This is a genomic window from Streptomyces sp. NPDC015345 (assembly GCF_043078805.1).
In the GTDB taxonomy this organism is placed as follows: domain Bacteria; phylum Actinomycetota; class Actinomycetes; order Streptomycetales; family Streptomycetaceae; genus Streptomyces.
In genome coordinates this window covers 108201-130926 of record NZ_JBIBTX010000011.1, presented here as the reverse complement: position 1 = coordinate 130926, position 22726 = coordinate 108201, and the positions used below count along the sequence as shown (strand labels likewise).

At 73.1% G+C, this 22726-nt stretch carries 15 protein-coding genes; 5 read left to right on the top strand and 10 right to left on the bottom strand.

What is annotated here, in order from left to right; translation table 11 throughout:
• Positions 1–63 precede the first annotated feature (63 nt).
• The gene (locus ACF062_RS35065; RefSeq protein WP_392143628.1) at positions 64–2175 is read right to left on the bottom strand and encodes a class I SAM-dependent DNA methyltransferase; all 2112 of its coding nucleotides are present in this window, start codon (positions 2173–2175) and stop codon (positions 64–66) included.
• 145 nt (positions 2176–2320) lie between these two features.
• Here ACF062_RS35065 and ACF062_RS35060 point away from each other — a divergent pair, with 145 nt between their 5' ends.
• Positions 2321–3070, top strand: coding sequence for a hypothetical protein (locus ACF062_RS35060; RefSeq protein WP_392143824.1), 750 nt, complete (start codon positions 2321–2323; stop codon positions 3068–3070).
• A 1-nt stretch (position 3071) separates the two neighbouring features.
• On the opposite strand, the gene ACF062_RS35055 is transcribed toward ACF062_RS35060, so the two are convergent.
• From ACF062_RS35055 to ACF062_RS35045, 3 genes are all read right to left on the bottom strand, one after another.
• The gene (locus tag ACF062_RS35055; protein ID WP_392143627.1) at positions 3072–3836 is read right to left on the bottom strand and encodes an N-acetyltransferase; all 765 of its coding nucleotides are present in this window, start codon (positions 3834–3836) and stop codon (positions 3072–3074) included.
• 461 nt (positions 3837–4297) lie between these two features.
• Complete coding sequence (locus ACF062_RS35050) at positions 4298–5035, bottom strand: HNH endonuclease family protein (protein WP_392143626.1); 738 nt, start codon at positions 5033–5035, stop codon at positions 4298–4300.
• Positions 5032–5745, bottom strand: coding sequence for an MOSC domain-containing protein (locus tag ACF062_RS35045; protein WP_392143625.1), 714 nt, complete (start codon positions 5743–5745; stop codon positions 5032–5034). The genes ACF062_RS35050 and ACF062_RS35045 overlap by 4 nt, the downstream gene beginning before the upstream one ends.
• A gap of 139 nt (positions 5746–5884) precedes the next feature.
• On the opposite strand from ACF062_RS35045, the gene ACF062_RS35040 reads away from it, so the two are divergent.
• Both ACF062_RS35040 and ACF062_RS35035 read left to right on the top strand, forming a co-directional pair.
• Positions 5885–6316, top strand: a complete 432-nt coding sequence (locus ACF062_RS35040; RefSeq protein WP_392143624.1) for a hypothetical protein — start codon at positions 5885–5887, stop codon at positions 6314–6316.
• Positions 6317–6428: 112 nt separating this feature from the next.
• The gene (locus ACF062_RS35035; RefSeq protein ID WP_392143623.1) at positions 6429–6881 is read left to right on the top strand and encodes a nuclear transport factor 2 family protein; all 453 of its coding nucleotides are present in this window, start codon (positions 6429–6431) and stop codon (positions 6879–6881) included.
• Positions 6882–6903: 22 nt separating this feature from the next.
• On the opposite strand, the gene mfd is transcribed toward ACF062_RS35035, so the two are convergent.
• Positions 6904–10434 carry a transcription-repair coupling factor gene (gene mfd / locus ACF062_RS35030; protein ID WP_392143622.1) on the bottom strand — a complete coding sequence of 1177 codons (3531 nt, stop codon included), beginning with the start codon at positions 10432–10434 and terminating at the stop codon, positions 6904–6906.
• 297 nt (positions 10435–10731) lie between these two features.
• On the opposite strand from mfd, the gene ACF062_RS35025 reads away from it, so the two are divergent.
• Positions 10732–12186: a DUF2079 domain-containing protein gene (locus ACF062_RS35025; protein ID WP_392143621.1), complete on the top strand. Its 1455-nt coding sequence runs from the start codon at positions 10732–10734 to the stop codon at positions 12184–12186.
• A gap of 68 nt (positions 12187–12254) precedes the next feature.
• On the opposite strand, the gene ACF062_RS35020 is transcribed toward ACF062_RS35025, so the two are convergent.
• On the bottom strand, positions 12255–14837 hold the full coding sequence (locus ACF062_RS35020; protein ID WP_392143620.1) for an ABC transporter permease: 2583 nt from the start codon (positions 14835–14837) through the stop codon (positions 12255–12257).
• Complete coding sequence (locus ACF062_RS35015) at positions 14834–15622, bottom strand: ABC transporter ATP-binding protein (RefSeq protein WP_392143619.1); 789 nt, start codon at positions 15620–15622, stop codon at positions 14834–14836. The genes ACF062_RS35020 and ACF062_RS35015 overlap by 4 nt, the downstream gene beginning before the upstream one ends.
• Positions 15623–16033: 411 nt before the next feature.
• On the opposite strand from ACF062_RS35015, the gene ACF062_RS35010 reads away from it, so the two are divergent.
• Positions 16034–17557 (top strand): MFS transporter, encoded by a 1524-nt coding sequence (locus ACF062_RS35010; protein WP_392143822.1) that lies wholly within the window; start codon positions 16034–16036, stop codon positions 17555–17557.
• Here the strand turns inward: ACF062_RS35010 and ACF062_RS35005 are convergent.
• The 3 genes from ACF062_RS35005 to ACF062_RS34995 form a co-directional block, all read right to left on the bottom strand.
• Positions 17554–18456 carry a cellulose-binding protein gene (locus ACF062_RS35005; protein WP_392143618.1) on the bottom strand — a complete coding sequence of 301 codons (903 nt, stop codon included), beginning with the start codon at positions 18454–18456 and terminating at the stop codon, positions 17554–17556. The two genes, ACF062_RS35010 and ACF062_RS35005, sit on opposite strands and share 4 nt — an antisense overlap.
• A gap of 333 nt (positions 18457–18789) precedes the next feature.
• Positions 18790–21666: an SUKH-4 family immunity protein gene (locus ACF062_RS35000; protein WP_392143617.1), complete on the bottom strand. Its 2877-nt coding sequence runs from the start codon at positions 21664–21666 to the stop codon at positions 18790–18792.
• Between the two features lie 7 nt (positions 21667–21673).
• The gene (locus tag ACF062_RS34995) at positions 21674–22669 is read right to left on the bottom strand and encodes an SMI1/KNR4 family protein (protein ID WP_392143616.1); all 996 of its coding nucleotides are present in this window, start codon (positions 22667–22669) and stop codon (positions 21674–21676) included.
• Between the last annotated feature and the right edge of the window lie 57 nt (positions 22670–22726).

The following is a 22726-nucleotide window of genomic DNA, read 5'->3' as shown; positions in this document are numbered from 1 at the left end:
GAGCGGTCCCGGGTTGTACCGAACCGTTGTCGTACTGGTCACGGCGGTGCGGCGGGGAGCGCCTCACTCCGGCGGAAGCGTGCCCTCCGTCAGTCCGTCGTGCATGCCGCGCACCAGCCGTTCGCCGAGCCGGCCCGCGAGGCGCACGGCGTCCTCGAACGCGGCCAGTTCCCGGAACCGCTCGCTGTAGCCGCGCTGTCCGGCGAGCGGCAGGCGCGGCAGCTGGAGGCGGCGGACGTCGAGCCGGGCGGCGGTGGAGGCGTAGCTGCTGGCCCGGCGGTGGTTGGCGGTGCCGCGCAGGAAGCCCGCGAGGAACCACGGGTCGAGCACGGCCGGGTCGGGGCGCAGCAGCGTGAGGCCCCGGCCGAGCGCGGCGCCCGCGGCGGCCTCGTCGACGACGCGGGCCGCGGCTCCGCCGCCGAAGACGGGGACGACGACGTCGCCGGGCTCGGTGCGCACCATCGTGTCGTCCGGGGCGCCCTCGTGGGGGGCTCCGGAGGGCGCGCTCCCGGTCAGGACGTCGTGGTCGGTGAGGACGGGGACGCCCGCGCCCCCGGCGCCGGTCCCGGTGTGCAGGGTCAGGGCGCCGGCCCGGGCCAGTTCGCCGACGGTGGTCAGGGGCGGGCGGGCCGCACCGAGGGGCCCCTCCGGGGGCAGCGGCGGGGTGAGGTCCGCGGCCCGTCGCAGCGCCTCGCCGAGGCTCTTGCGCACGGTCGCGAGTTCGGTGGTGCCGCCGCCCGCGGCCGGGGGCGGCAGCCGGCGGGCCGGGGCCAGGTCGACCTCGTCGTCGAGGAGTTCGAGCACCGGCACCGAGCGGGCGAGGCCGGGGCGCTCCGCGACCGTGCCGTGCCGGTCGAAGCGATGCCAGGCGTCGAGCACGGCGTCCTGCACGGCGGGCCAGAGCTGCTTGTCGCGGCCGTCGGTGTCCGGCACCCCGGCCGCCTCCACGAGGAGCAGCTCGGGGGCGGGCGGCACGGCAGGGCCCGGCCTGCGCAACACCCAGACGTGCAGCGGGAGGTTGTAGGGCGGCGCCGCTCCGGCCGGCAGCGCGATGACGGCGCGCAGGGCGCCGCGCCGCAGCAGGTCGGCGCGGATGCGGCGGCCCGAGCGGCGCGACGCGGCGGCCGGCGGCATCAGCAGGACGGCGGTGCCGCCGTCGACGAGGCGGGCCAACGCGTGCTGCACCCAGGCCAGTTCGGACTCGGCGCGGGCCGGGAAGCCGTACTCCCAGCGGGTGTCGTAGGCCAGTTCGTCGTGGCCCCAGTTGCGTTCGTTGAACGGCGGGTGGCAGAGCACGACATCGGCCGTGCGCTCGTCGTAGGCGTCGGCGCGCAGGGTGTCGGCGGCCATCGTGCGTACGGTCGCGTCGGAGTGCAGGGCGAGGCGCAGCGCGGTGAGGGCGGCCAGTTCGGGCGCGCTGTCCTGGCCGTACAGGCACTGGTCGGGGCGGGGCGCGACGGCGCGCAGCAGGGCGCCGGTGCCGCAGGCGGGGTCGAGGACGGTGCGGGCGGGGGCCGTGCTCGTGGCGAGTTCGGCCATGAGGGCGGCGGGTCCCGCCGGGGTCAGCGTGTACTGGCGGGGGTTGGCGTCGGTCTGCCGGCCGAGCAGGAACTCGTACGCGCCCCGGGCGCCGAGCTCGGCCGCCAGCTCGGCGACGCCGCGCAACAGCGGGACGGACGGGAGGAGTTCGGCGGGTTCGGGGACGCGTACGGCCCTTCCGCGCCGCCTCCCGAACCGCTGGGTGACGACGTCTTCGAGCTCGGCGGGCAGGAGCTGGGCCAGCCGTTCGTCCGACACGGCGCCGAGCGCGAGCCAGGCCGGCGGCCGGTCGCGGACCAGGAGCAGGGCGCAGCCCGCGTGCAGCAGGGCGGTGACGGGTCCCGCGGGGTGCCCGGCGAGTTGCTGCCAGACGCGTTCACGCAGCGGCACCTCGACGAGCTTGCCCTGGGCGCGCAGCCAGCGCTCGACGTCGGCGAGCGCGAAGGAGGGGCTGGTCTCCGTGCCGCCCACGGGCTTGGGGAAGTCCTCGTGCCTGCGGCGCCAGTTGCTGACGGCGGCGCGTCCCACTCCGGCCAGCCGGGCGATTCCGGCGGCGGTCACCTCGGTCGCGTCGTCCCGCGGCTTCATCCAGCAGCTCCCCTCGTCGCGCGGGGTCAGTCGCGCGCGGTCGAGCATACCCAGACGATCATCCGCACGGCAGGCTTCACGACTGTTGACCGATGGTCCACATGTACTCGTGTTGACTCGGTTCACAAGCATCTGCTGTGATGTCCCCACCGAACGACTTCCCTTGGGGGGATCCATGCGTCACCACCTGCGCCTGCGCCGCACCGCCATCGCCGCCGTCTGCCTCGCCACCGCCGCGACGGCCGGACTCACGGCCTGCGGCAGTGAGAACGACAAGGCCGACAAGGCCGGCGCGGCCGAGAAGGGGCCCTTCGCGGGCATGTCCGGCGGCGAGATCGCCGAGAAGGCCGTCGACGCGACCTCGGGCGCCAAGTCCCTGAGCGTCAAGGGCGACGTCACGGACGAGGCGTCCGGGCTGATCTCGCTCGACATGGCCATGGACACCAAGGGCAAGTGCGCGGGCACCATGGGCATGAACAATGAGGGTTCGATCGAGCTGATCGTCCCGGGCAAGACCGTCTACATGAAGTACGACGAGAAGTTGCTGCGCGCCCAGACCAAGGGGGAGCCCAAGGCCGACGTACAGGCCGCGGTGGACATGATGGCCGACCGCTGGGTGAAGACGAAGGCGACGAGCGCCGACGCCAAGGAGATCGCCGGGTTCTGCGACCTCGACGTCCTGCTCGCCGACTTCGAGGGCACCAAGTCCGCGGCCCGCAGGGGCGGTACGACCACGGTCGACGGCGCCCCCGCGATCAAGCTGACGGAGAGCGACGGCAAGACGAAGTACACCCTCTACGTCGCCACGGAGGGCAAGCCGTACCTGCTGAAGGTCGACACGAAGAAGGGCGGCAAGACCGAGTCCCTGACGTTCGGCGACTACGAGAAGCCGGTGAAGACGACGCCGCCGACCGGCGACGTCCTCGACCTCGACAAGCTGTGAGTCACAGCGTGTGCCGGACCCACACGTTCGGTTCGACGTACACGCCGTAGCCGCGCTCCGGCTCGCAGTGCACCGGCACCAGCGCGCCCGGTACCTCGACGGGCCCCTCCTCGTCGAAGGGCAGCCCGGTCCACTCGCGCCACTGCGCGGTCGCCCCGGACACCGTCATGGAGGCGTGCGCGACCTTCTCGATGACGCCGCCCGCGCGGACGTGCACCCGCAGCCACGGGTCGTGGGGCAGGCCGTCCTCGCGCGTGCGGTGGGCGTACTCGTCGATGGGCGTCGCCGGTTCGAGGTGCTTGGCGTTGGGGCGTACGGGCGCGACGACCTCGCGGAAGCCGCGGGCGCGGGCGTTGTCCCGCATCGCGGCGAGCATCCGGGCGGATACGCCCTTGCCGCGCGCCGCCTCGTCGACGGTTATCTCGATGGCGCTGACGGTGTCCGGCTCCTTGCCGTGCCGCAGGTCCGAGAAGGCCCACAGCAGGACCTGGTCCCAGCCGCCGTCGGGCAGCGCGGGCTCCCCGCGGGAGCGCAGGGCGAGCGGCACGCTGAAGGCGCGGGCCACGACGCTGCTCTCACCGTTCCTCCTGTCGCTGTCCTCGTCCGTGGCGACGAGGACGTACTCGGGGAGGTCCGCCACGATGCGGCCGATCAGTGACCAGCCGACCGGGTCATGGAGGATGAACTCCGGCCAGTCCTCGGCCATGCTCCAGAGTGGGCCCGCGAGTTCGGGGCGCTCGGCGAGGGTGGTGATCTTGAGGTCCATGCGCCGCACGGTACGCGTCCCGCGGGGTGAGCGGTAACGAGTATTCGGGGGCTTCGGGTGGCGTCTGCCGGGGGCTCTCCGGTGCGGTCCGCGGGTCTCGTCGTGGTTGCTCGCGCCGTTCCCCGCGCCCCCTCGGGGGCGCGCCCGCGAGGGATCCGGCCGATCGCCGGCCGCGGGTCTCGTCGTGGTTGCTCGCGCCGTTCCCCGCGCCCCTTTCAGGGGCGCGCCCGCGGGGGATCCGGTCGATCGCCGGCCGCGGGATCGTCGTGGTTGCTCGGGATCCGGTCGATCGCCGGCCGCGGGATCGTCGTGGTTGCTCGCGCCGTTCCCCGCGCCCCTTCGGGGGCGCGCCCGCGGGGGATCCGGCCGATCGCCGGCCCCGGGATCGTCGTGGTTGCTCGCGCCGTTCCCCGCGCCCCTTTCAGGGCCCCTTCGGGGCCACTTCATAAACCGGCTCGGGGTTAGCGGGCGTGGAAGCGCGGTGGTGCGGTCGTCGGGGCGGTGCCGGTGGGGAGGTTTTCGGCCGGGCAGGTCGACAGGACCTTCTTCATCGCGTCCCGTTCGGCCGCGGTCACCCACACCCCGTACTTCTTCTTCACCGCCACCTGCCCGGCCACATACGTACAGCGGTAACCCTTGTTCGGCGGCAGCCAGGTCGCCGTGTCGCCGTCGCCCTTGCTGCGGTTGGGGCCGGCGTCCACTGCCACGAGGTTGAGCGGATCGTTGGCGAAGGCGATGCGCTTGCCCGGCGCCCACCGGGCGGCGCCCTTCTGCCAGGCGTCCGAGAGCGCGACGAGATGGTCGATGTCGACCTGGCTGCGGCCGCGCCGGAACGTCACGTCCCTGCCGGTGTAGGGGTCGGGGGCGAGCCTGCCCGAGGCGACCCGGCACTCCCCGTCCTGACGGGAGCGCTGATACGTGACGTCCGTCAGGTCCCGCTTCAGTATGTCGTCCCGGGTGGGGCAGCCGTTGGAGTCCGTGTCGGCCCAGGCACTGCCGAACCGGCCCCGGTCATAACCCGTCTTGGGCGCGCGGCCCTTGACCGTGAGCGTGTCGACGGCCGCCAGCGCGGAGCCCGCCTTGGCGCCGGCCCCCGCGGCGCCGCCCTCCGCCGTGTCCCCGGTGCCGAGGCCGCAGCCGGTGAGCAGCGCGGGGACGGCGGCCAGCGCGAGCAGGGCCGAGGTGGTGCGCCGGTTCACCGGACGGCCACCGTGTCGCCGAGGGCGAGCGGCGCGGGCGTCACGACGTCCGTGTGGATGCCGATACACATGTCGCGCGCGGTGGTGAGCGTCTTGAGGACGCGGTTGTCCACGGGGAGGCCGGGCTGGGCCTGGGTGACCATGACGCAGCGCGTGACGCGCTTGATGCCACGCAGCCGCAGCGGTTCCGTGCCCCGGCCGCCGCCGAGGACGATCTCGCGGCCGACCCAGCTCTCCTCGATCCAGGGTTCGTCGGTCTCCACGACGATGTTCTTGCGCAGCCGCCGTACGTCGACGGGGTCGGCGTCACCGAGCAGGTCACCGAGGGCGCGGAGCGAGGCCGTGCCGATGAGGGACACGGCGGAGGCGTCCTTGTGGCTCTCCGGGCCCTTCTCGCCCTCGCGGACCAGCTCGACGCCGTCGCCGAAGCGCTCGGGGATGCGCGGATCACCGGGGCGCAGCGTCGCGCCGTCCGGTGCGGTGATGACGGGCAGGCCATCATCGTCGTACGCCGCGTAGTGCTCCAGGAGCCCCGGGACACGGCGGAAGCGCCGGGTGTTCTTCCCGCTGCCCAGCCTGCCGTCGGCGTGACGCAGGGCCCACCGCCGGTCGCCGACCGCGCCTCCCGCGTCGAACTCCAGCCGGTCGTGCTCCTCACCCAGCATCGATTTCACCGGGAACCGGCTCAGCCCCACAACCTTGAGCGTCACTGCGCTCTCCCCTCCCCTGGGCGGACTTGGCGGCCTCCACGGTAGCTGCCGGGCGGTGCGGACCGTGTCTGCCTCCGCCGCCCGGAGCGGCGGGACGGAAGCCGTAATATCTGCTGATCAATCACGTTTCAGGAGATGCATGCACCAGCGCCTGCCCCAGCTCGCCCTCTTGCTCGCCGCCCTCGCCGTCGGCGCCACGGCCTGCGGCTCGTCCGACACCTCCTCCGCACCGTCCGCGAACGCATCGACGACGGCGGGCAGTTCGGCGGCAGCGGGCGCGCCGACGGCGCCGAGTGCCTCCGCCAGTCCTCGGGGAAGGGGCCTGAAGGGCCCGGCGGCCGCCTTCTACCTGAAGACGCTGCGCAAGCACTACCCGGACCTCGACCACATCGCCGACGACGCGCTCGTCGCGGAGGGCGACGCGCTGTGCACCATCCGGGGCGCCGCCCTCGGCGAGCAGTTCACGAAGTCCACGCGCCGGCTCGGCACGACCAAGAAGCAGACCTCCCGCATCATGGGCGTCGCCCACGGCCTGTGCCGGGACGAGGACGAGCAGCTGTACAAGGACTGAGGCGGCTCCCGGGAGCGGGCCCGCAGGGGGTTACCTCCGCGGTAATCGACCGTTCCCCCGCCTCCCCGGCAGGATCAGGCCATCAGCCCGATCCGGAGCCGAGGAGAACCCCATGACCGCCGAGCACGCCGCCACCACCGCCCCGACTCCCGCCGCAGGCACCGCCGCGCACACCCGCGCCGTCGTGGCGGAGTTCCTCGCGGCCCGCCTGGCCGGGGACACCGGGCGGATGGTGGAGCTCTTCGCCGACGACGTCGACTGGATGCTGGCCGAGAACCCCGGCGTGCCGTGGATACGGCCGCGCTCCACCGGCGCCGAGTGCGCCGCCCAGTCCGCGGAGCTGGCCGCGCACACCGTCGCCGAGGACGCCCGCGCCTCCCTCGACACCTTCCTGGTGGACGGCGCCGACGCCGTCCTGATGGGCCACCTGTCCGGCACCGTACGGGCCACGGGCAAGTCCTTCGAGGGGCCCTTCGCGCTGCGGCTCACCGTGGAGGACGGCCGGATCACCCGGCACCACCTCTACGAGAACAGCCGGTCGATAGCCGAGGCGTGCGCCGCCTGACGGCAGCGCACGCCTCCGGCCGCTACGACCCGAGGATCGAGGCGAGGAACTCCCCCACCCAGCCAAGCAGTTCGCGGCCGACCAGCGGCTTGCCGCCGACCTTCGCGGTCTTGGGGCGCGGCACCAGGATCTGCTGGGCGTTCGCCTTGATGACCGTCCCGGGGTAGAGCCGCTTGAGCCGCAGCTCCTGCGACTCGCGCAGATCCACCGGCGCGAAGCGGATGTTGGTGCCCTGGAGGACGATCTCGCCGACGCCGCACGCGCGCGCGAGCATCCGCAGCCCGGCCACCAGCAGGAGGTTCTCCACCGGTTCCGGCAACTTGCCGTAGCGGTCGGTGAGTTCCTCGCGTACGGCCCTGACGTCCTCCTCCGTGTTGGCGGAGGCGATGGCGCGGTAGGCCTGGAGGCGCAGCCGCTCGCCGGGGGCGTAGTCGTGGGGGACGTGCGCGTCCACCGGGAGTTCGATCTTGACCTCCAGGGGCGGCTCCTCCTCCACGCCGCCCTCCAGCGAGGCGCGGTAGTCGGCCACGGCCTCGCCGACCATCCGTACGTACAGGTCGAAGCCGACGCCCGCGATGTGCCCGGACTGCTCGCCGCCCAGCAGGTTTCCGGCGCCGCGGATCTCCAGGTCCTTCATCGCCACGTACATGCCCGCGCCCATCTCGGTGTGCTGGGCGATGGTCGCGAGCCGCTCGTGGGCGGTCTCCGTGAGCGGCTTCTCCGGCGGGTAGAGGAAGTAGGCGTAGCCTCGCTCGCGGCCACGGCCGACACGGCCGCGCAGCTGGTGGAGCTGGGAGAGGCCGAAGTTGTCGCCGCGCTCCACGATCAGGGTGTTGGCGTTGGAGATGTCGATGCCGGACTCGACGATGGTCGTCGAGACGAGCACGTCGAACTTCTTCTCCCAGAAGTCCACCACGACCTGTTCGAGGGCCTGTTCGGACATCTGGCCGTGCGCGGTGGCGATGCGGGCCTCGGGCACGATCTCGCGCAGCCTGGCCGCCGCGCGGTCGATGGACTCGACGCGGTTGTGGATGTAGAAGACCTGGCCCTCGCGCAGCAGTTCACGGCGGACCGCCGCGCCGATCTGCTTCTCCTCGTACGGACCGACGAAGGTCAGGACCGGGTGGCGCTCCTCGGGCGGGGTGGTGATCGTGGACATCTCGCGGATGCCGGTGACCGCCATTTCGAGCGTACGGGGGATGGGGGTCGCGGACATGGTGAGCACGTCCACGTTGGCCCGGAGCTTCTTCAGCTGCTCCTTGTGCTCGACGCCGAAGCGCTGCTCCTCGTCGACGATGACGAGGCCGAGGTCCTTGAATTTGGTCTCGGATGAGAACAGGCGGTGCGTGCCGATGACGATGTCGACCGAGCCGTCCCGCAAGCCTTCGAGCGTCGCCTTGGACTCGGTCTCCGTCTGGAAGCGGCTGAGCGCCCGCACGTTGACCGGGAACTGGGAGTACCGCTCGGAGAACGTGCCGAAGTGCTGCTGGACCAGGAGCGTCGTGGGCACCAGGACCGCGACCTGCTTGCCGTCCTGCACCGCCTTGAAGGCCGCGCGGACCGCGATCTCCGTCTTGCCGTAGCCGACGTCGCCGCAGATCAGGCGGTCCATCGGGACCGTCTTCTCCATGTCCTCCTTGACCTCGGCGATCGTGGTGAGCTGGTCGGGCGTCTCCATGTACGGGAAGGCGTCCTCCAGCTCGCGCTGCCAGGGCGTGTCGGGGGCGAAGGCGTGGCCGGGCGCGGCCATGCGGGCGGAGTAGAGCTTGATGAGGTCGGCGGCGATCTCCTTGACCGCCTTCTTCGCGCGCGCCTTCGTCTTGGTCCAGTCGGCGCCGCCGAGGCGGTGCAGGGTCGGGGCCTCGCCGCCGACGTACTTGGTGATCTGCTCCAGCTGGTCGGTGGGGATGTAGAGCCGGTCGCCGGGCTGGCCGCGCTTGGCGGGGGCGTACTCCACGACGAGGTACTCGCGGGTGGCGCCCTGGACGGTGCGCTGCACCATCTCGATGTAGCGGCCGACGCCGTGCTGCTCGTGGACGATGTAGTCGCCGGCCTCCAGTGTCAGCGGGTCGATCGTCTTGCGGCGGCGGGCCGGCATGCGCTGGCCGTCCTTGCCCGCCGCCTTCTGGCCGGAGAGATCGGTCTCCGTGAGGACGGCGAGCTTCAGCGCGGGGTCGACGAAGCCGTAGTCGATCGAGCCGCAGGAGACGTGCACCAGCGACGGCGTCAGCTCGGTGAGGTCGCCGTCCAGGCGGGCCGCGATGCCTTCGCCGCCGAGGACCTCCACCGTGCGGGCGGCGGGGCCGTGGCCCTCGGTGACGTAGACGGTGCGCCAGCCGTCGGCGAGCCAGCCCTTGGTGTCGGCGAGCGCCTTCGCGGTGTCGCCGCGGTAGGTCTCCGGGGCGTGCATGCCGAGCTTCAGGGTCTGGTCGTCCAGCTCCTCGTCGGCGGCGAAGGGACTCACCGACCACCACATCATGCCGAGGTCGCGCGCGTGGTCACGGACGTCCGCGATGCCCCACAGGGAGGCCGCGCCCACGTCGATCGGCGCCTCGCCGCCCCCGGCCGTCGCCGCCCAGCTGGCCTGGAGGAACTCCTGCGAGGTGGCCACCAGGTCGGCCGCGCGGGTGCGCACCCGCTCCGGGTCGCAGACCACCGCCATGCTGTTCTTCGGCATGACGTCGAGCAGCAGCTCCATGTCGTCCACCAGGACCGGGGCGAGGGACTCCATGCCCTCGACCGCGATGCCCTCGGCGATCTTGCCGAGCAGTTCGCCCAGCTCCGGGTGTCGCTCCGCGAGGGCCGCCGCCCGCTGCCGTACGTCGTCGGTGAGCAGCAGCTCGCGGCAGGGCGGCGCCCACAGGCCGTGCTCGGCGACCTCCAGGGAGCGCTGGTCGGCGATCTTGAAGTAGCGGATCTCCTCGACGTCGTCGCCCCAGAACTCCACGCGCAGCGGGTGCTCCTCGGTCGGCGGGAACACGTCGAGGATGCCGCCGCGGACGGCGAACTCACCGCGCTTCTCGACCAGTTCCACCCGGGAGTACGCGGCTGCCGCGAGCGCCTCGACGACCGCGTTCAGGTCGGTGGTCTCACCGGAGCGCAACGCCACGGGCTCCAGGTCGCCGAGGCCCTTGACCTGCGGCTGGAGCACCGAGCGGACCGGCGCGACGACGACGGAGACCGGGCCGGTCTCGGGGTCGTCGGGGCGGGGGTGCGCGAGGCGCCGCAGGACCGCGAGGCGCCGGCCGACCGTGTCGGAGCGGGGCGAGAGGCGCTCGTGCGGGAGGGTCTCCCAGGACGGGTAGTCCACGACGCCGTCCGGCGGCAGGATCGTGCGGAGCGCCGCGGCGAGGTCCTCCGCCTCGCGGCCCGTGGCCGTCACGGCGAGGACGGGGCGGCCGGACTCGCGGGCCAGCGCCGCCACCACGAACGGGCGCGCGGCGGGCGGGCCGACCAGGTCGACGTGCGTGCGGTTGCCGTCGGTGGCGGCCTTGACCGCCTCGGCGAGTGCCGCGTCCTTGACGACAGCGTCGAGCAGACCGTGCAGGCTCATGGGAGGCTTTCCGTCCAGGTACCGGGGTGAGCCGGAGTGGGTGGGCAACGCGAACCGCCCGGCACGTCGCACGGGCCGGGGGCCTCCAGCGTACGACTCCGGGGCGGGCGGCGCGGCCCGCTCCGCGCGGGGCGGCGCCCGGCACGGGGGTCGCCGGGTGAGCCGGGGCCCGCGCTGGCGCACAATGACACGGAAACGGTCCCGCGGCCCCCGACACGGGGCTCCGCCCCCCGGACCCCGCTCCTCGAACGCCGGAGGGGCCGGTTGCCCGCCCCTCGCCGACCAGAAAGCCACCCCATGCCCGGAGCCAAGCCCGACGCCCCCGCCCTGGAGCGCGGCGACGAGCTCATACCGCCGCGGGACCAGGCCCCGCCCGCCCCCCGCCCGGGGCGCCACGGCGTCTGGGACCGCGTCCCGTATCTCCTCGCGGCGGCGTTGTTCCTCGCCTACGCCGTGGTGTCCGTCAGCCGGTACCGCCGGATGGAGAGCCGCTCCTGGGACCTCGGGATCTTCGAGCAGGCCGTGCGGGCCTACGCGCACCTCCAGGTGCCGGTCGCCGACCTCAAGGGGCCGGGCGCCAACATCCTCGGCGACCACTTCAGCCCCGTCACGGCGCTCCTCGCGCCCGCCTACCGCCTCTTCCCCTCCCCCGTCACGCTGCTCGTAGCGCAGGCCCTGCTGTTCGCCGTCTCCGCGATCCCCGTCACGCGCGCCGCGACCCGGCTCCTCGGCCGCGCCTCGGGACTGGCGGTGGGGGTCGCGTACGGCCTGTCCTGGGGCATCCAGCGCGCCGCCGACTTCGACTTCCACGAGATCTGCTTCGCCGTACCACTGATCGCGTTCTCCCTGGAGGCCCTGCTGCGGCAGCGGTGGCGGGGCGCGCTGCTGTGGGCGCTGCCGCTGGTCCTCGTCAAGGAGGACCTCGGGGTGACGCTCGCCGCCATCGCGCTGGTGGTGGCGGTCCGGGCCCGCCGCGTCCAGCCGAAGGCCGTGCCCTACGCCCTGGGCGTCGCCGCCTTCGGGGCCGTCGCCGCCGTCGTCACGCTCACCCTGATCATCCCGGCCTTCAACTCGGTGGGCGCGTACGACTACTGGGACAAGGTCGGGGAGGGTGGCGCGTCGGCCGGGGCGTTCGGCGGTCTCGACACCAAGCTGCGGACCCTGGCCTGGCTGCTGATCCCCACCACCGGGCTGCTCGCCCTGCGTTCGCCGCTGCTGCTGGTCGCGCTGCCCACCCTCGGCTGGCGCTTCCTGTCCGGCGACGACCACTACTGGGGCACCGACTGGCACTACAGCGCCGTCCTGATGCCGGTGGTCATGCTCGCCCTCGTGGACGCCGTCGACATCTTCCGCCGCGGCGGGCGGCGGTGGCTGCGCGAGTACGCCGACCGGCTGCCGGCCTGCGCGGCCGCCGCCGCGCTGGCCCTGACGACGTCGCTGCCGCTCGCGGGCCTCACCGAGGCGAAGACGTACGAGAAGAGCGGGCAGGTCGCGGCGGTGGAGCGGATGCTGGAGCGGGTCCCGGACGGCGCCACAGTCGAGGCCAACATAGGGCCCATCAGCAGGCTCACCTCCCGCGCCCGCGTCTTCTGGGTCGGCTCGGCCCGCCCGGTCGTCCCCCGGTACATCGCGCTCGACGTCCGCTCCGGCTGGACGAAGGACCCGGTCGCGTACGCCGAGAAGCTGCACCCCGGCACCCGGTACGTCGCCGAGGACACCGCCTACGGCTACGTGCTGCTGCGCAGGGCCTGAGACGGCGGACGGCCCCGGGGGACACATGTCCCCCGGGGCCGGCTTCCCCCGCACCCCCGTAGCGGTGGCTACTCGGTCGCGATCGCGTTCAGGACGTTCATGCGGCCCGCCCGGAAGGCCGGGACCAGCGCCGCGAAGAGGCCCACGAACGCCGATCCGACGAAGACCGCGATGATCGTCGGCCACGGGATCTCCAGGACCTTCAGGCCTTCGAGGGCGAGCAGCTGCTGGGCCGTCGCCCCCCAGCCCATCCCGAGGCCGAGGCCGAGCAGCGCGCCGAAGACGGCGATGACCACCGACTCCAGGCGGATCATGCGGCGCAGCTGGCGGCGCGAGAGGCCGATGGCGCGCATCAGGCCGATCTCGCGGGTGCGCTCGACCACCGAGAGGGCGAGGGTGTTCACCACCCCGAGGATCGCCACGATGATCGCGAGGCCGAGCAGGCCGTAGACCATGTTCAGCATCTGGCCGACCTGGTCCTTCAGGGTCTGCTTGAAGTCGGTCTGGTCCATGACCTTGTACTGCGGGTACGCCTTGAGTGAGTCCTTCAGGGACTGGTACGCGGCGTCCTGCTGCCCCTTGGCGGCCGTGGCGAACATGATGTCGTTCTGCGGCCTCCGGTCCGCCGGGACGTACTTCTCCAGGGTGGTGATGTTCGTGTACATCGCGCCCTTGTCGACGGAGCTGTCGTCCGAGGTGATCGCCGCGAGCCGCAGCTCGGCCGTCTTCCCGTGCTCGAAGGCGACCTTCAGCTCGTCGCCGACCTTCAGGCCGTACTTCTTCGCGAAGTCGTCGCCGACCGACATGGCGTTCTTCCCGTACGCGGCGGACAACTCACCGGCGACCGTCTCGCGGCGCAGGTCCTTGGCGTACGTCGGGTCGGCGGCGCTCAGGCCGACGCCGTCCGCGGTCTTGCCGCCAGGGGTCGTCAGGTCCGCCCTGATCTGCTGGTAGCGGGTGATGTGGCCGATGTGGTCGGCCTTCTCCAGGGCCTCGGCGGCCTTCGGGGTGATGAAGCCGCCGGGCTGGGTGGACTGGACGATGAAGTCCGCGCCGACCGACTTGTCCAGCTCGTCCGTGGCGGAGGCGACCATCGAGGAGCCGACCACGGAGAGGCAGGCGACCAGCGCGAGGCCGATCATCAGGGCCGCGCCGGTGGCGCCGGTGCGGCGCGGGTTGCGCAGGGCGTTGCGCTCGGCCATCCGCCCGACCGGGCCGAACGCCCGCAGCAGGACCGCGCTGAGGACGCGGACGACACCGGAGGCGAGCACCGGGCCGATGACGACGAACCCGACGAGGGTCAGGACGATGCCGCCGCCGAGGAGGAGCGAGCCCTCCTTGGCCTTGTCGGCCTGCCCGGCGGCGTAGAGACCGAGGCCGCCGGCGCCGGTGAGGACCAGGCCGATGACGGCGCGCAGGACACCGGCCCGGCCGTCGGCCGGGGTGCCCGCGTCGCGCAGCGCGGCCATCGGGGAGACCTTGCCGGCCCGTCGTGCGGGGAGGTAGGCGGCGAGGACGGTGACGACGATGCCGAGGGCCATGCCGACCACGGGTGTCGTCCAGGCGACGGTGAGGTCGCCGGTGGACAGTTCCATGCCCATGCCGGACATCAGCTTCATCAGGCCGACGGCGAGGCCGATGCCCGCGCCGACGCCGAGGACGGAGCCGAACACGCCGAGCAGCAGCGCCTCGACGAGCACGGAGCGGTTGACCTGGCTCCGGCTGGAGCCGATGGCGCGCATCAGGCCGATCTCGCGGGTGCGCTGGGCGACCAGCATCGAGAAGGTGTTGATGATGAGGAAGATGCCGACGAGGAAGGCGATCCCGGCGAAGCCGAGCATCGCGTACTTCATGACGTCGAGGAAGCTGCCGACGTCCTTGCGGTTCTCGTCCGCGGTCTCCTTCTGCGTCCTGATGTCGTACGCGGTCCTGTCGAGGGCGGTCGCGACCTTCGCCTTCAGCGCGGTGTCGCTGACGCCCGCTTCCGCGGTGAGGTTGACGTGCGTGAACCGGCCGGTGGCGCCGAGGAGTTCGCGCTGGGCGGTGGCGGTGTCGAAGTAGACGATCGCGGCGCCGGGGTTGGTCACCTTGAAGGTGGCGATGCCGGAGATCTTCGCGGTGTGGTCGCCGGTGGCGGTGATGGTCCGCAGCTCGTCGCCGATCTTCAGGCCGTGCTTGTCGGCGGTGTCGGCGTCGACCACCACCTCGGTGGGCCCGCGCGGGGAGTGACCGGAGGTGATGTCCATCGAACGCAGGTCGTTGCGCGTCCAGTTGCCCGCGATGGTCGGGCCGCCGTTGCTGGGGCTCAGGTTCTTGTTGTCGGAGTCGACGACGGTCACGCTCTGGCTGCTGACGGCGCCCTCGGCGGCCTTGGCGCCCTCGACCCTCCCGGCCTTCTCGACCACGGAGGCGGGCATCGACTCGGGCTTGCCGGTGCGGGGCGCGTCGTCGGCGTCCCCGGCGGACTTGGGGGTGACCGTGACATCGGCGGAGGTCGCCGCGAAGAGCTTGTCGAAGGTGGTGCTCATCGTGTCGGAGAAGACGAGCGTGCCGCACACGAACGCCACCGACAGGACGACGGCCACGGCGGAGAGCGCCATGCGGCCCTTGTGCGCGAAGAAGTTGCGCATCGAGGTCTTGAGGACGGTCATGACGTGCGCCCCCGCGCGTCGAAGGACTTCATGCGGTCGAGGACCTGGTCGGCGGTCGGGTGGTACATCTCGTCGACGATCCGGCCGTCGGCGAGATACAGCACCCGGTCCGCGTACGAGGCGGCGACCGGGTCGTGCGTGACCATCACGATGGTCTGGCCGAGGTCGGTCACGGACCGGCGCAGGAAGCCCAGCACCTCCGCGCCGGCCCGGGAGTCGAGGTTTCCGGTCGGCTCGTCGCCGAAGATGATGTCCGGCCGCGAGGCGAGCGCGCGGGCCACGGCGACGCGCTGCTGCTGGCCGCCGGACAGCTCGGTCGGGCGGTGCTTGAGGCGTCCGGCGAGACCGACGGTCTCCACGACCTGGTCGAGCCAGGCGCGGTCGGGCTTGCGGCCCGCTATGTCCATCGGGAGCGTGATGTTCTCCAGGGCGTTGAGCGTCGGGAGCAGGTTGAACGCCTGGAAGATGAAGCCGATCCGGTCCCGGCGCAACCGCGTGAGCTTCTTGTCCTTGAGCCCGGTGATCTCGGTGTCGTCGAGGAAGATCTGCCCCGATGTCACCGTGTCGAGGCCCGCGAGGCAGTGCATCAGGGTGGACTTGCCGGAGCCGGAGGGGCCCATGATCGCGGTGAACTGCCCGCGGGCGATGTCCACGTCGATCCCGTCGAGCGCGACGACGCGGGTCTCCCCGGAGCCGTACGCCTTCACTACGTCGCGCGCCCGTGCCGCCACGGCCGTACGCCCTCCAGTGCCCCCGTGCCTGGGTGTGGTCACAGCCGTTGTCACGGTAAATCTCCTATGTCGGTCATGGGAAGAACAGGTGTGTTCGCCGTGCGAACAAGTCTGGTGTGCCGATGGGTTCCGGCGCGATGGTGCTCAGCGCAGTCCCTTCCGGGGGAAAACCCCACCCCCACCCGTGCGGTGCGCCGTAAAGCCAATCTAAAGACCGGTCAGGGCCCGCTCATCCTCCAGCGGTACGAACCCTCCCCAGTCCGAAGTACGGAGGTTCCCCTAGGGGATCTCCACCCACCGGTGGAGATCGCCTCAGGGTCGGCGCCACCCTGCCGCCCACCCCCCGGCGGGTGAGAAAGTGGCCCGCAGCAACCGGTGCAGGGGGAAGGAATCGCCGTGGGGACGCAGGACGCGATACCGGGCCGGGGCGCGGTACGGGGGCGGGGCGCGGTCGTCGCCGCGCTGATGCTCGCCATGGCGCTGACCGCCGTCGACTCCACGATCGTGTCGACCGCCGTCCCGCAGATCGTGGGCTCGCTCGGCGGCTTCCCGATCTTCTCCTGGCTCTTCTCCGGCTACCTCCTCGCGGCCACGGTCACCCTGCCCGTCTACGGCAAGCTCTCCGACACCTTCGGCCGCAAGCCCGTGCTCATCGCGGGCAGCGTGCTGTTCCTGCTCGGCTCGGCGCTGTGCGCCCTCGCCTGGAACATGGAGTCGCTCATCGCCTTCCGCGTCGTCCAGGGCCTGGGCGGCGGCGCCATCCAGGGCACCGTGCAGACCCTCGCCGCCGACCTCTACCCGCTCAAGGAACGCCCCAGGATCCAGGCGAAGCTCTCCACCGTGTGGGCCACCTCCGCGGTCGCGGGTCCCGCCATCGGCGGCCTCATCGCCTCGTACGCGGACTGGCGGTGGATCTTCCTCATCAATCTGCCGATCGGCGCGGTCGCACTCTGGCTGATCGTGCGTCACCTGCACGAACCGGCCCGCGAGACGCTCGCGCGGGGCCGCGTCGACTGGCCCGGCGCGCTCGCCGTCTTCGCCTGTGGCGGCGTCCTGCTGACCGCGCTCGTCCAGGGCGGCGTCGCCTGGGGCTGGCTCTCCGCGCCCTCCCTCGCCCTCTTCGCCACCGGCCTCACGCTGGTGGGCGCCGTCGTCCTCATCGAGCGGCGGGCCGCGGAGCCGATCATCCCCGGCTGGGTGTGGCACAGGCGCACCATCGCCGCGGTGAACCTCGCCCTCGGCGCGCTCGGCCTGCTGATGGTCGCCCCCACGGTCTTCCTGCCGACCTACGCCCAGTCCGTGCTCGGCCTCGCGCCGATCGCCGCCGGGTTCGTGCTCTCCGTGATGATCCTGAGCTGGCCGGTCACCGCCGCGCTCAGCCAGCACGTCTACCGCAGGATCGGCTTCCGGAACACCGCGGCCGTCGGCATCTCGGCGGCGGCCGTGATCCTGCTCGCCTTCCCCCTGCTGCCCTACCCCGGAGCGGCCTGGCAGCCGGCCCTGATCATGCTGCTCCTCGGCGCGGCGCTCGGCCTCTTCCAACTGCCGCTGATCGTCGGCGTGCAGTCCACCGTCGGCTGGGCCGAGCGCGGCACGGCGACCGCGTCCATCCTCTTCTGCCGCCAGATCGGCCAGACGCTGGGCGCCGCCCTCTTCGGCGCGGTGGCCAACGGCGTGCTGAGCGCGCGGCTCGGCGGCTCCGGATCGCTCGACTCGGTGGCGCGCGTCCTGGACGACCCCGGCTCGGTGGCGGACCCGGAACGGCTGCGGCGGGCGGTGGACACGGCGGTCGACGCGGTCTACGTGGGCGCCGGGTGCGCCGCCGTACTGGCCCTGCTGGTCCTGCTCTTCGTGGCACCGCGCCGCTTCCCGGTCCTCCAGGAACCGCAAGAACCACAAGAACCAGAACAACCACAACAACCACAACAACCGGGCCCCGAGCCCGACCGGTTGTCCCCTACACGGCAAAAGCCCGACGGAGCGCCCTAGGGGATCTCCTCCGCCGGCGCCCGCCCCGTGAGCGCCGCGAGGCTGCCGCGTACGTGGTCCATGTGGGCCCGCACCTCGTCCCACTCCTCGCCGTGCTCCCGCAGGACCCGCTCCGTCTCCCGCGCGATCCGCTCCTCCCGCAGCCTCGCTCCCACGACGATCTCCGCGGCCCGCGCCTGCGCGTCCTCCTGGCCGTGCCGCGCCGCCTCCTCCACCGCGGCGAAGGCCCGTTCGACCTCGGCAAGCCGCGCCTCGGCGGCGGCGATCCGCGCCGCGTCACGCCCCTCCGACGCCGCCTCCCGCTCGGTGATCTCCCGCTCGGCCGCCTCCCACCGCTCGGCCTGCTCCTTCTCCTGCTCGGCGAGCAGCTCCTCGCACCGCCGACGCATCTCCCGCAGGGCGGCGAGCGCCTCGCCGCGCCACTCCTTCACGTCCCGCCGGGCGGAGATCCGGGCCTCGTCCGCCGTGGCGCGGTCCTTCAGCAGCCGCTGCCTGACCCATTCGTCGGTCTCCGCGCCCACCTCTTCGGCGTACGCGCGGGCGGCCTCCCGCACCTCACGTGCCGCGGCCCCGGCCTCCTCGGCGGCGGCCCGCGCCTCGGCCCGCGCCGCCTCCCGCACGGCGTCGGCCTCCTCCTCGCCGAGCGCGAGGATCTGCCGGGCCCGCCCGCCGAGGTTGTCGTACGTCTGCGGGGCGAGCCGGGAGACCACCTCGCGCAGGTGGGCGGCCTCGGCCTCCATGTTCTTGGCGAGGACGGTCAGCCGGGCGGCGCGCTCCCACGCCTCGTCCCGTTCCTGGAAAAGTGCGGCGGCGTACGCCTCCACCTGCTGGGGACGGTAGCCGCGGCCGCGCACGGTGGTGAAGCCGTGCGGCGACGACGTTGCACCGCTGCTGCTCATCCTGGGAACCCCTCTCCGACGTACCTCGCGCGTGGAGCACGATGGGCGCACATCTTGATGGATCCAGCGGAAGCACCCATAACGCGACACTCCGCCCACTCCACAGGTCAAGGATGCGGCAATCGCGGCCGGAAGGAGGAATCAAGCGGCCGGTTCACCCTCTCCAGGTCCATATGGGCGAGACATGGGCGCGAGATGGCGAGAGATGGCGAGACATGACGAGACATGGGCGAGCACCCCGCCACATACGGGAGAAGGCGCCCGACCCGTCGCACAGGTCGAGCGCCTTCTTCCGTACGCCGCCGGCTCACGCCCCGGCTCCGTACCGCCCCGCTACAGCAAGCCGTCCCACATCTGCTCCAGGAGAACCGACCACCAGCTCTCCGGCGACGCGAGCGCCGCCGGGTCCAGGGCCGCGAGCTGGTTCTGGAAGTCGACGGTCCAGCGGCCCGCCTGCTCCTGGTTGAGCCCGAAGCGCAGCCGCCACATCCGGCCGAGCAGCGCCATGCACCGCGCGAACTCGGGCAGGCCCGTGTTCACGAACTGCGGCGGTACGGGGGCGCCGCCGGGGCCGGCCTCCACCGGCACCGCCACGATGTGCGCCGTCCCGTACTGGACGCAGAGCGCACGCCCGAAGTCGCTGCCCATCACCAGGTACGAGCCCGCGTCGGACGCCGGCTGCACCCCGCGTTCCTGCGCAAGCTCCGCCAGTGTCGGCACCGGCCGGCCCGGCTGGGCCTGTGCCCAGAAGAACGGCCCGAAGTCGACGGGCAGCCCGGCCACCACGAGGGTGTGCGCCACGATGTCCGGCACGCCCTGCCGCGACACCGCCCGCTGGTCGAAGCGGAACACGCCCGGGCCGAAGGCCGCGGCCAGCTCCTGCGCCACGCCCTCCGGCGGGATCGGCGGGGCGGGCGGCATCTGCTGCAACGGCGCGCGCACGGGCGCCGGACGCGCCGGGCCGTCCGCGACCTGGTGCAACTCGCCCTGATGCGCGATCAGTTCCCGCATGCCCTGCTGGCGGGACGCGTGGTCCCTGCCGTACGGGGCGATGGACGTGATCCGCGCCTGCGGCCAGGTCTCGCGGATCATGCGGGCGCAGTACGCGCCCGGCAGCTCGCAGGACTCCAGCTCGGTGTGGAGCTCCAGGACCTGCTGCGGGGGCACGTTCATGCCGCGCAGCTCGTGCAGGATCTGCCACTCCGGGTGCGGGGTGCCGGGCGCCGAGCGGCGGATGAGCTGCTGCTCGGAGCCGTCGGCCGCGCGGTAGCGCAGCACGGCCTGGTAGCCGGGGCCCACGGTGGGCTGACCGGTGGGCGGCTGCGGGTAGCCGTACGGCTGTCCGGGCGGGCCGGGCTGTACGGGCGCGGGCGGCGGCGGCATGCCGGGCCCACCCGGACCGCCGACCGCGGGACCGGCCAGCATCGTCGCGGCGTGGTGGACGCCGCCGCCGGGCGGGCCGGGGGGCTGGGGGGCGCCGGAAGCACCGGGGGCACCGGGAGGCCCGGGAGGCTGCGGGGCACCGGGAGCGCCGGGAGGGCCCGGAGGCTGCGGCGCGCCGGGCGGCTTGATCCCACCCGGACCACCGAGACTCGGATCGGCGAACATCGTCGCGGCATGGTGCACACCACCGGGAGGCGTACCGGGCGCGCCGGGCGGCCCAGGCGGCTGCGGCGCGCCGGGCGGGCCAGGAGGCTGCGGCGCCCCGGGAGGCTGAGGCGCACCCGGCGGCTTGATCCCACCCGGACCACCGAGACTCGGATCGGCGAACATCGTCGCGGCATGGTGCACACCACCGGGAGGCGTACCGGGCGCGCCGGGCGGACCAGGAGGCTGCGGCGCACCGGGAGCCGCGGGCGCGGCCGGCGGCTGTCCGTCCGGGCCGAGGGAGGAGACGAGCTGCGTCGGGACGTACCCACCGGCAGGAGTACCGGGGGCGCCTGGCCCGGACGGAGGCGGTGGCGTCGCACCGGGCGGCCCCACCGGCGGCGGAGTCGCCCCACCGACGGCACCGGGCCCTTGCGGATAGCCGTACGCGGAGGCATCGGCCCCCGGCGGCGGAACCGGCGAACCAGCGGGCGGCTGCGACGCGTTCACACCAGCGGCACCAGGCGCACCCTGCGGATACCCGTACGCGGAAGCATCGGGCCCCGGCGGCGGAACCGGCGAAGCAGCGGGCGGCTGCGGAGAGTTGCCGCCGGCAGCACCCGAAGCGTCCGAAGCGCCGGGCACACCCACCGCACCCTGCGGCCCCGCCACACCGGGCCCTTGCGGATAGCCGTACGCCGAAGCGCCATCCCCGGGCGGCGGAGGCAGCGGCGCGCCGGTGGGCGGGGGCGGAGTCGCCGGGCCCGCGGACGGCGCAGGCGTGGCCGGGCCGTCCAGGGCCGGGGCGATCGCCGTGGCGGGCAGATGGCTGCCGCCGTGCATCAGCGCCGTCTTGGCGTCCGGCGCGACACCGGGCGGCGGGGTGTCGTCCTCGCCCAGCGAGGACAGCGGCGGCGAGAACACCGTCGCGGGCAGCGGCACCGAATGGTCCTCGGCCGGGTCGGCGTTGGTGTCCGTACCGGCCCACGGCGTCGCCCCCGCGGGCGTGCCCGCCGACGTGGCGGCCAGGCTGTCGTCCCACGCGGGCTCGCCATCGCCCTGACCACCGGCCTCGGGCCACGGCGTGCCGCCACCGGGAGCGGCGGGAGGCAGGGGCGCCCCTGCGTCCGTGGGAGCCGGCGGCGCCGGCTGCCCGGCACCGGAAACCTCCCCGGGCCCCGCCCCCGTACCCGCAGCCGAATCCGAATGCGAATCCGCAGCGGACGCACCCGAACGGCGGTCCGGGATGCCCATCTTGTCCGCCGCCTCCTGGAGCCACTCCGGAGGACTCAGCAGGAACGACGTCTGATTCAGATCGACCCGCTCCACAGGCGGCGGCGCCGCGTCCTGCGGTGCCGCGTCCGGCAGGCCGTACTCCTCCTCGTACCGGCGGATCACCTCGCCCACGGGAAGCGAGGGCCACAGCGTGGCCTCGCCGCTGTCCCGCGCGATGACGAGCCGCTGGGCGCCGCCGTCCGACACCGGACCGTCCTGGCGGTCCTCGGCCCAGACGACGAATCCGAGATCGAACTCCCGCACCCGCACCTCACGGTGCTGGTAGCCCGGCACATCGCCGTTGATCCACTCTTCGGCGCGCTCCTGCGCCTGCGCGAAGGTCACCATCGCCTAGTCACTCCCCAGCCGAGGACACGGGAACGGCGCGCGCGAAGCCGCCGTCCACCATCAGATTCGCCACGGTCTCCAGCTCCGGCGGATTGCCCGCGAGCCGCCCCAGGAACGCGTCGAAGTCGTCACCGCACGGCAGCAGCAACCGCCGCACACGCTCCGCCGGCGGCCACGAGGCCGCCTCCGAGACGTCCCGCACGTCGTCGTACGCGCAGAACCACACCGAACCGACCCGCTCACCCTTGACCTTCACGGCGAGCAGCCCGCCCTGCACGAACCCGACACCCAGAAAGTCCTTGGTGAGATGGTCGCGCAGACACTTGTTGACGTACACCAGGTCATTGACGGCGGCCTCGTCGCGCACCGTGAAGAACGGCTGGTCCACCAGCAGGCCCAACTCGGCGTCGAGCGCCGCGCCGACCGGCGCGCAGCCGCCCGCAGCCTTCAGGAACGAACGGTAGGCACCCGGCAGCCGGTAGCCCAGGTCCTCCTCCACGCCCTGCACCTGCTGCTCGGTCACCGCGACCGCGGCCTTCGGCAGACCGAAGTGCGCCGGACGCGTCTCCTGCAACGGACGCGTCCCCCTCTTCTCGTGGTCCACGGCCGTCGTCGCGATCCCACCGTGATGCCGGAGCAACGCCTTCACCTCGACCGGCACCAGCTCAAGCCGCCGACCGCCCGGCACGTGATGCCAGGTCCAGCCGTGCGGGGTCGCCACCGCGGGAATCGTGTCCCACAGGTCATGGCCGTCCGCCGCCAGCGCCGCGTTCGCCGACACGTAATCCGTCAGGCGTAGTTCATCGACGCCGAAGCCCTCCGGGGGCTCCGCGATCTCGGCGGCGGCCCGTGCGTAGGCCGAGAAGTCCGGATAGCCCCGCTCGTCCACCCGCACGCCTCTGGGATGGCGGGCGGCGCGGACCGGATCCGGGAAGTGCACGACCTGCCCGGCGTAGGCCGCGTTCGGCGGCGCGGACTGCTGCCCCAGCCGACCTGTCGTCATGGCGGTTGCCCCCTGCGGCACTGTGAAGGTTCTGATGCTGCTTCTGCGAATGCTGGT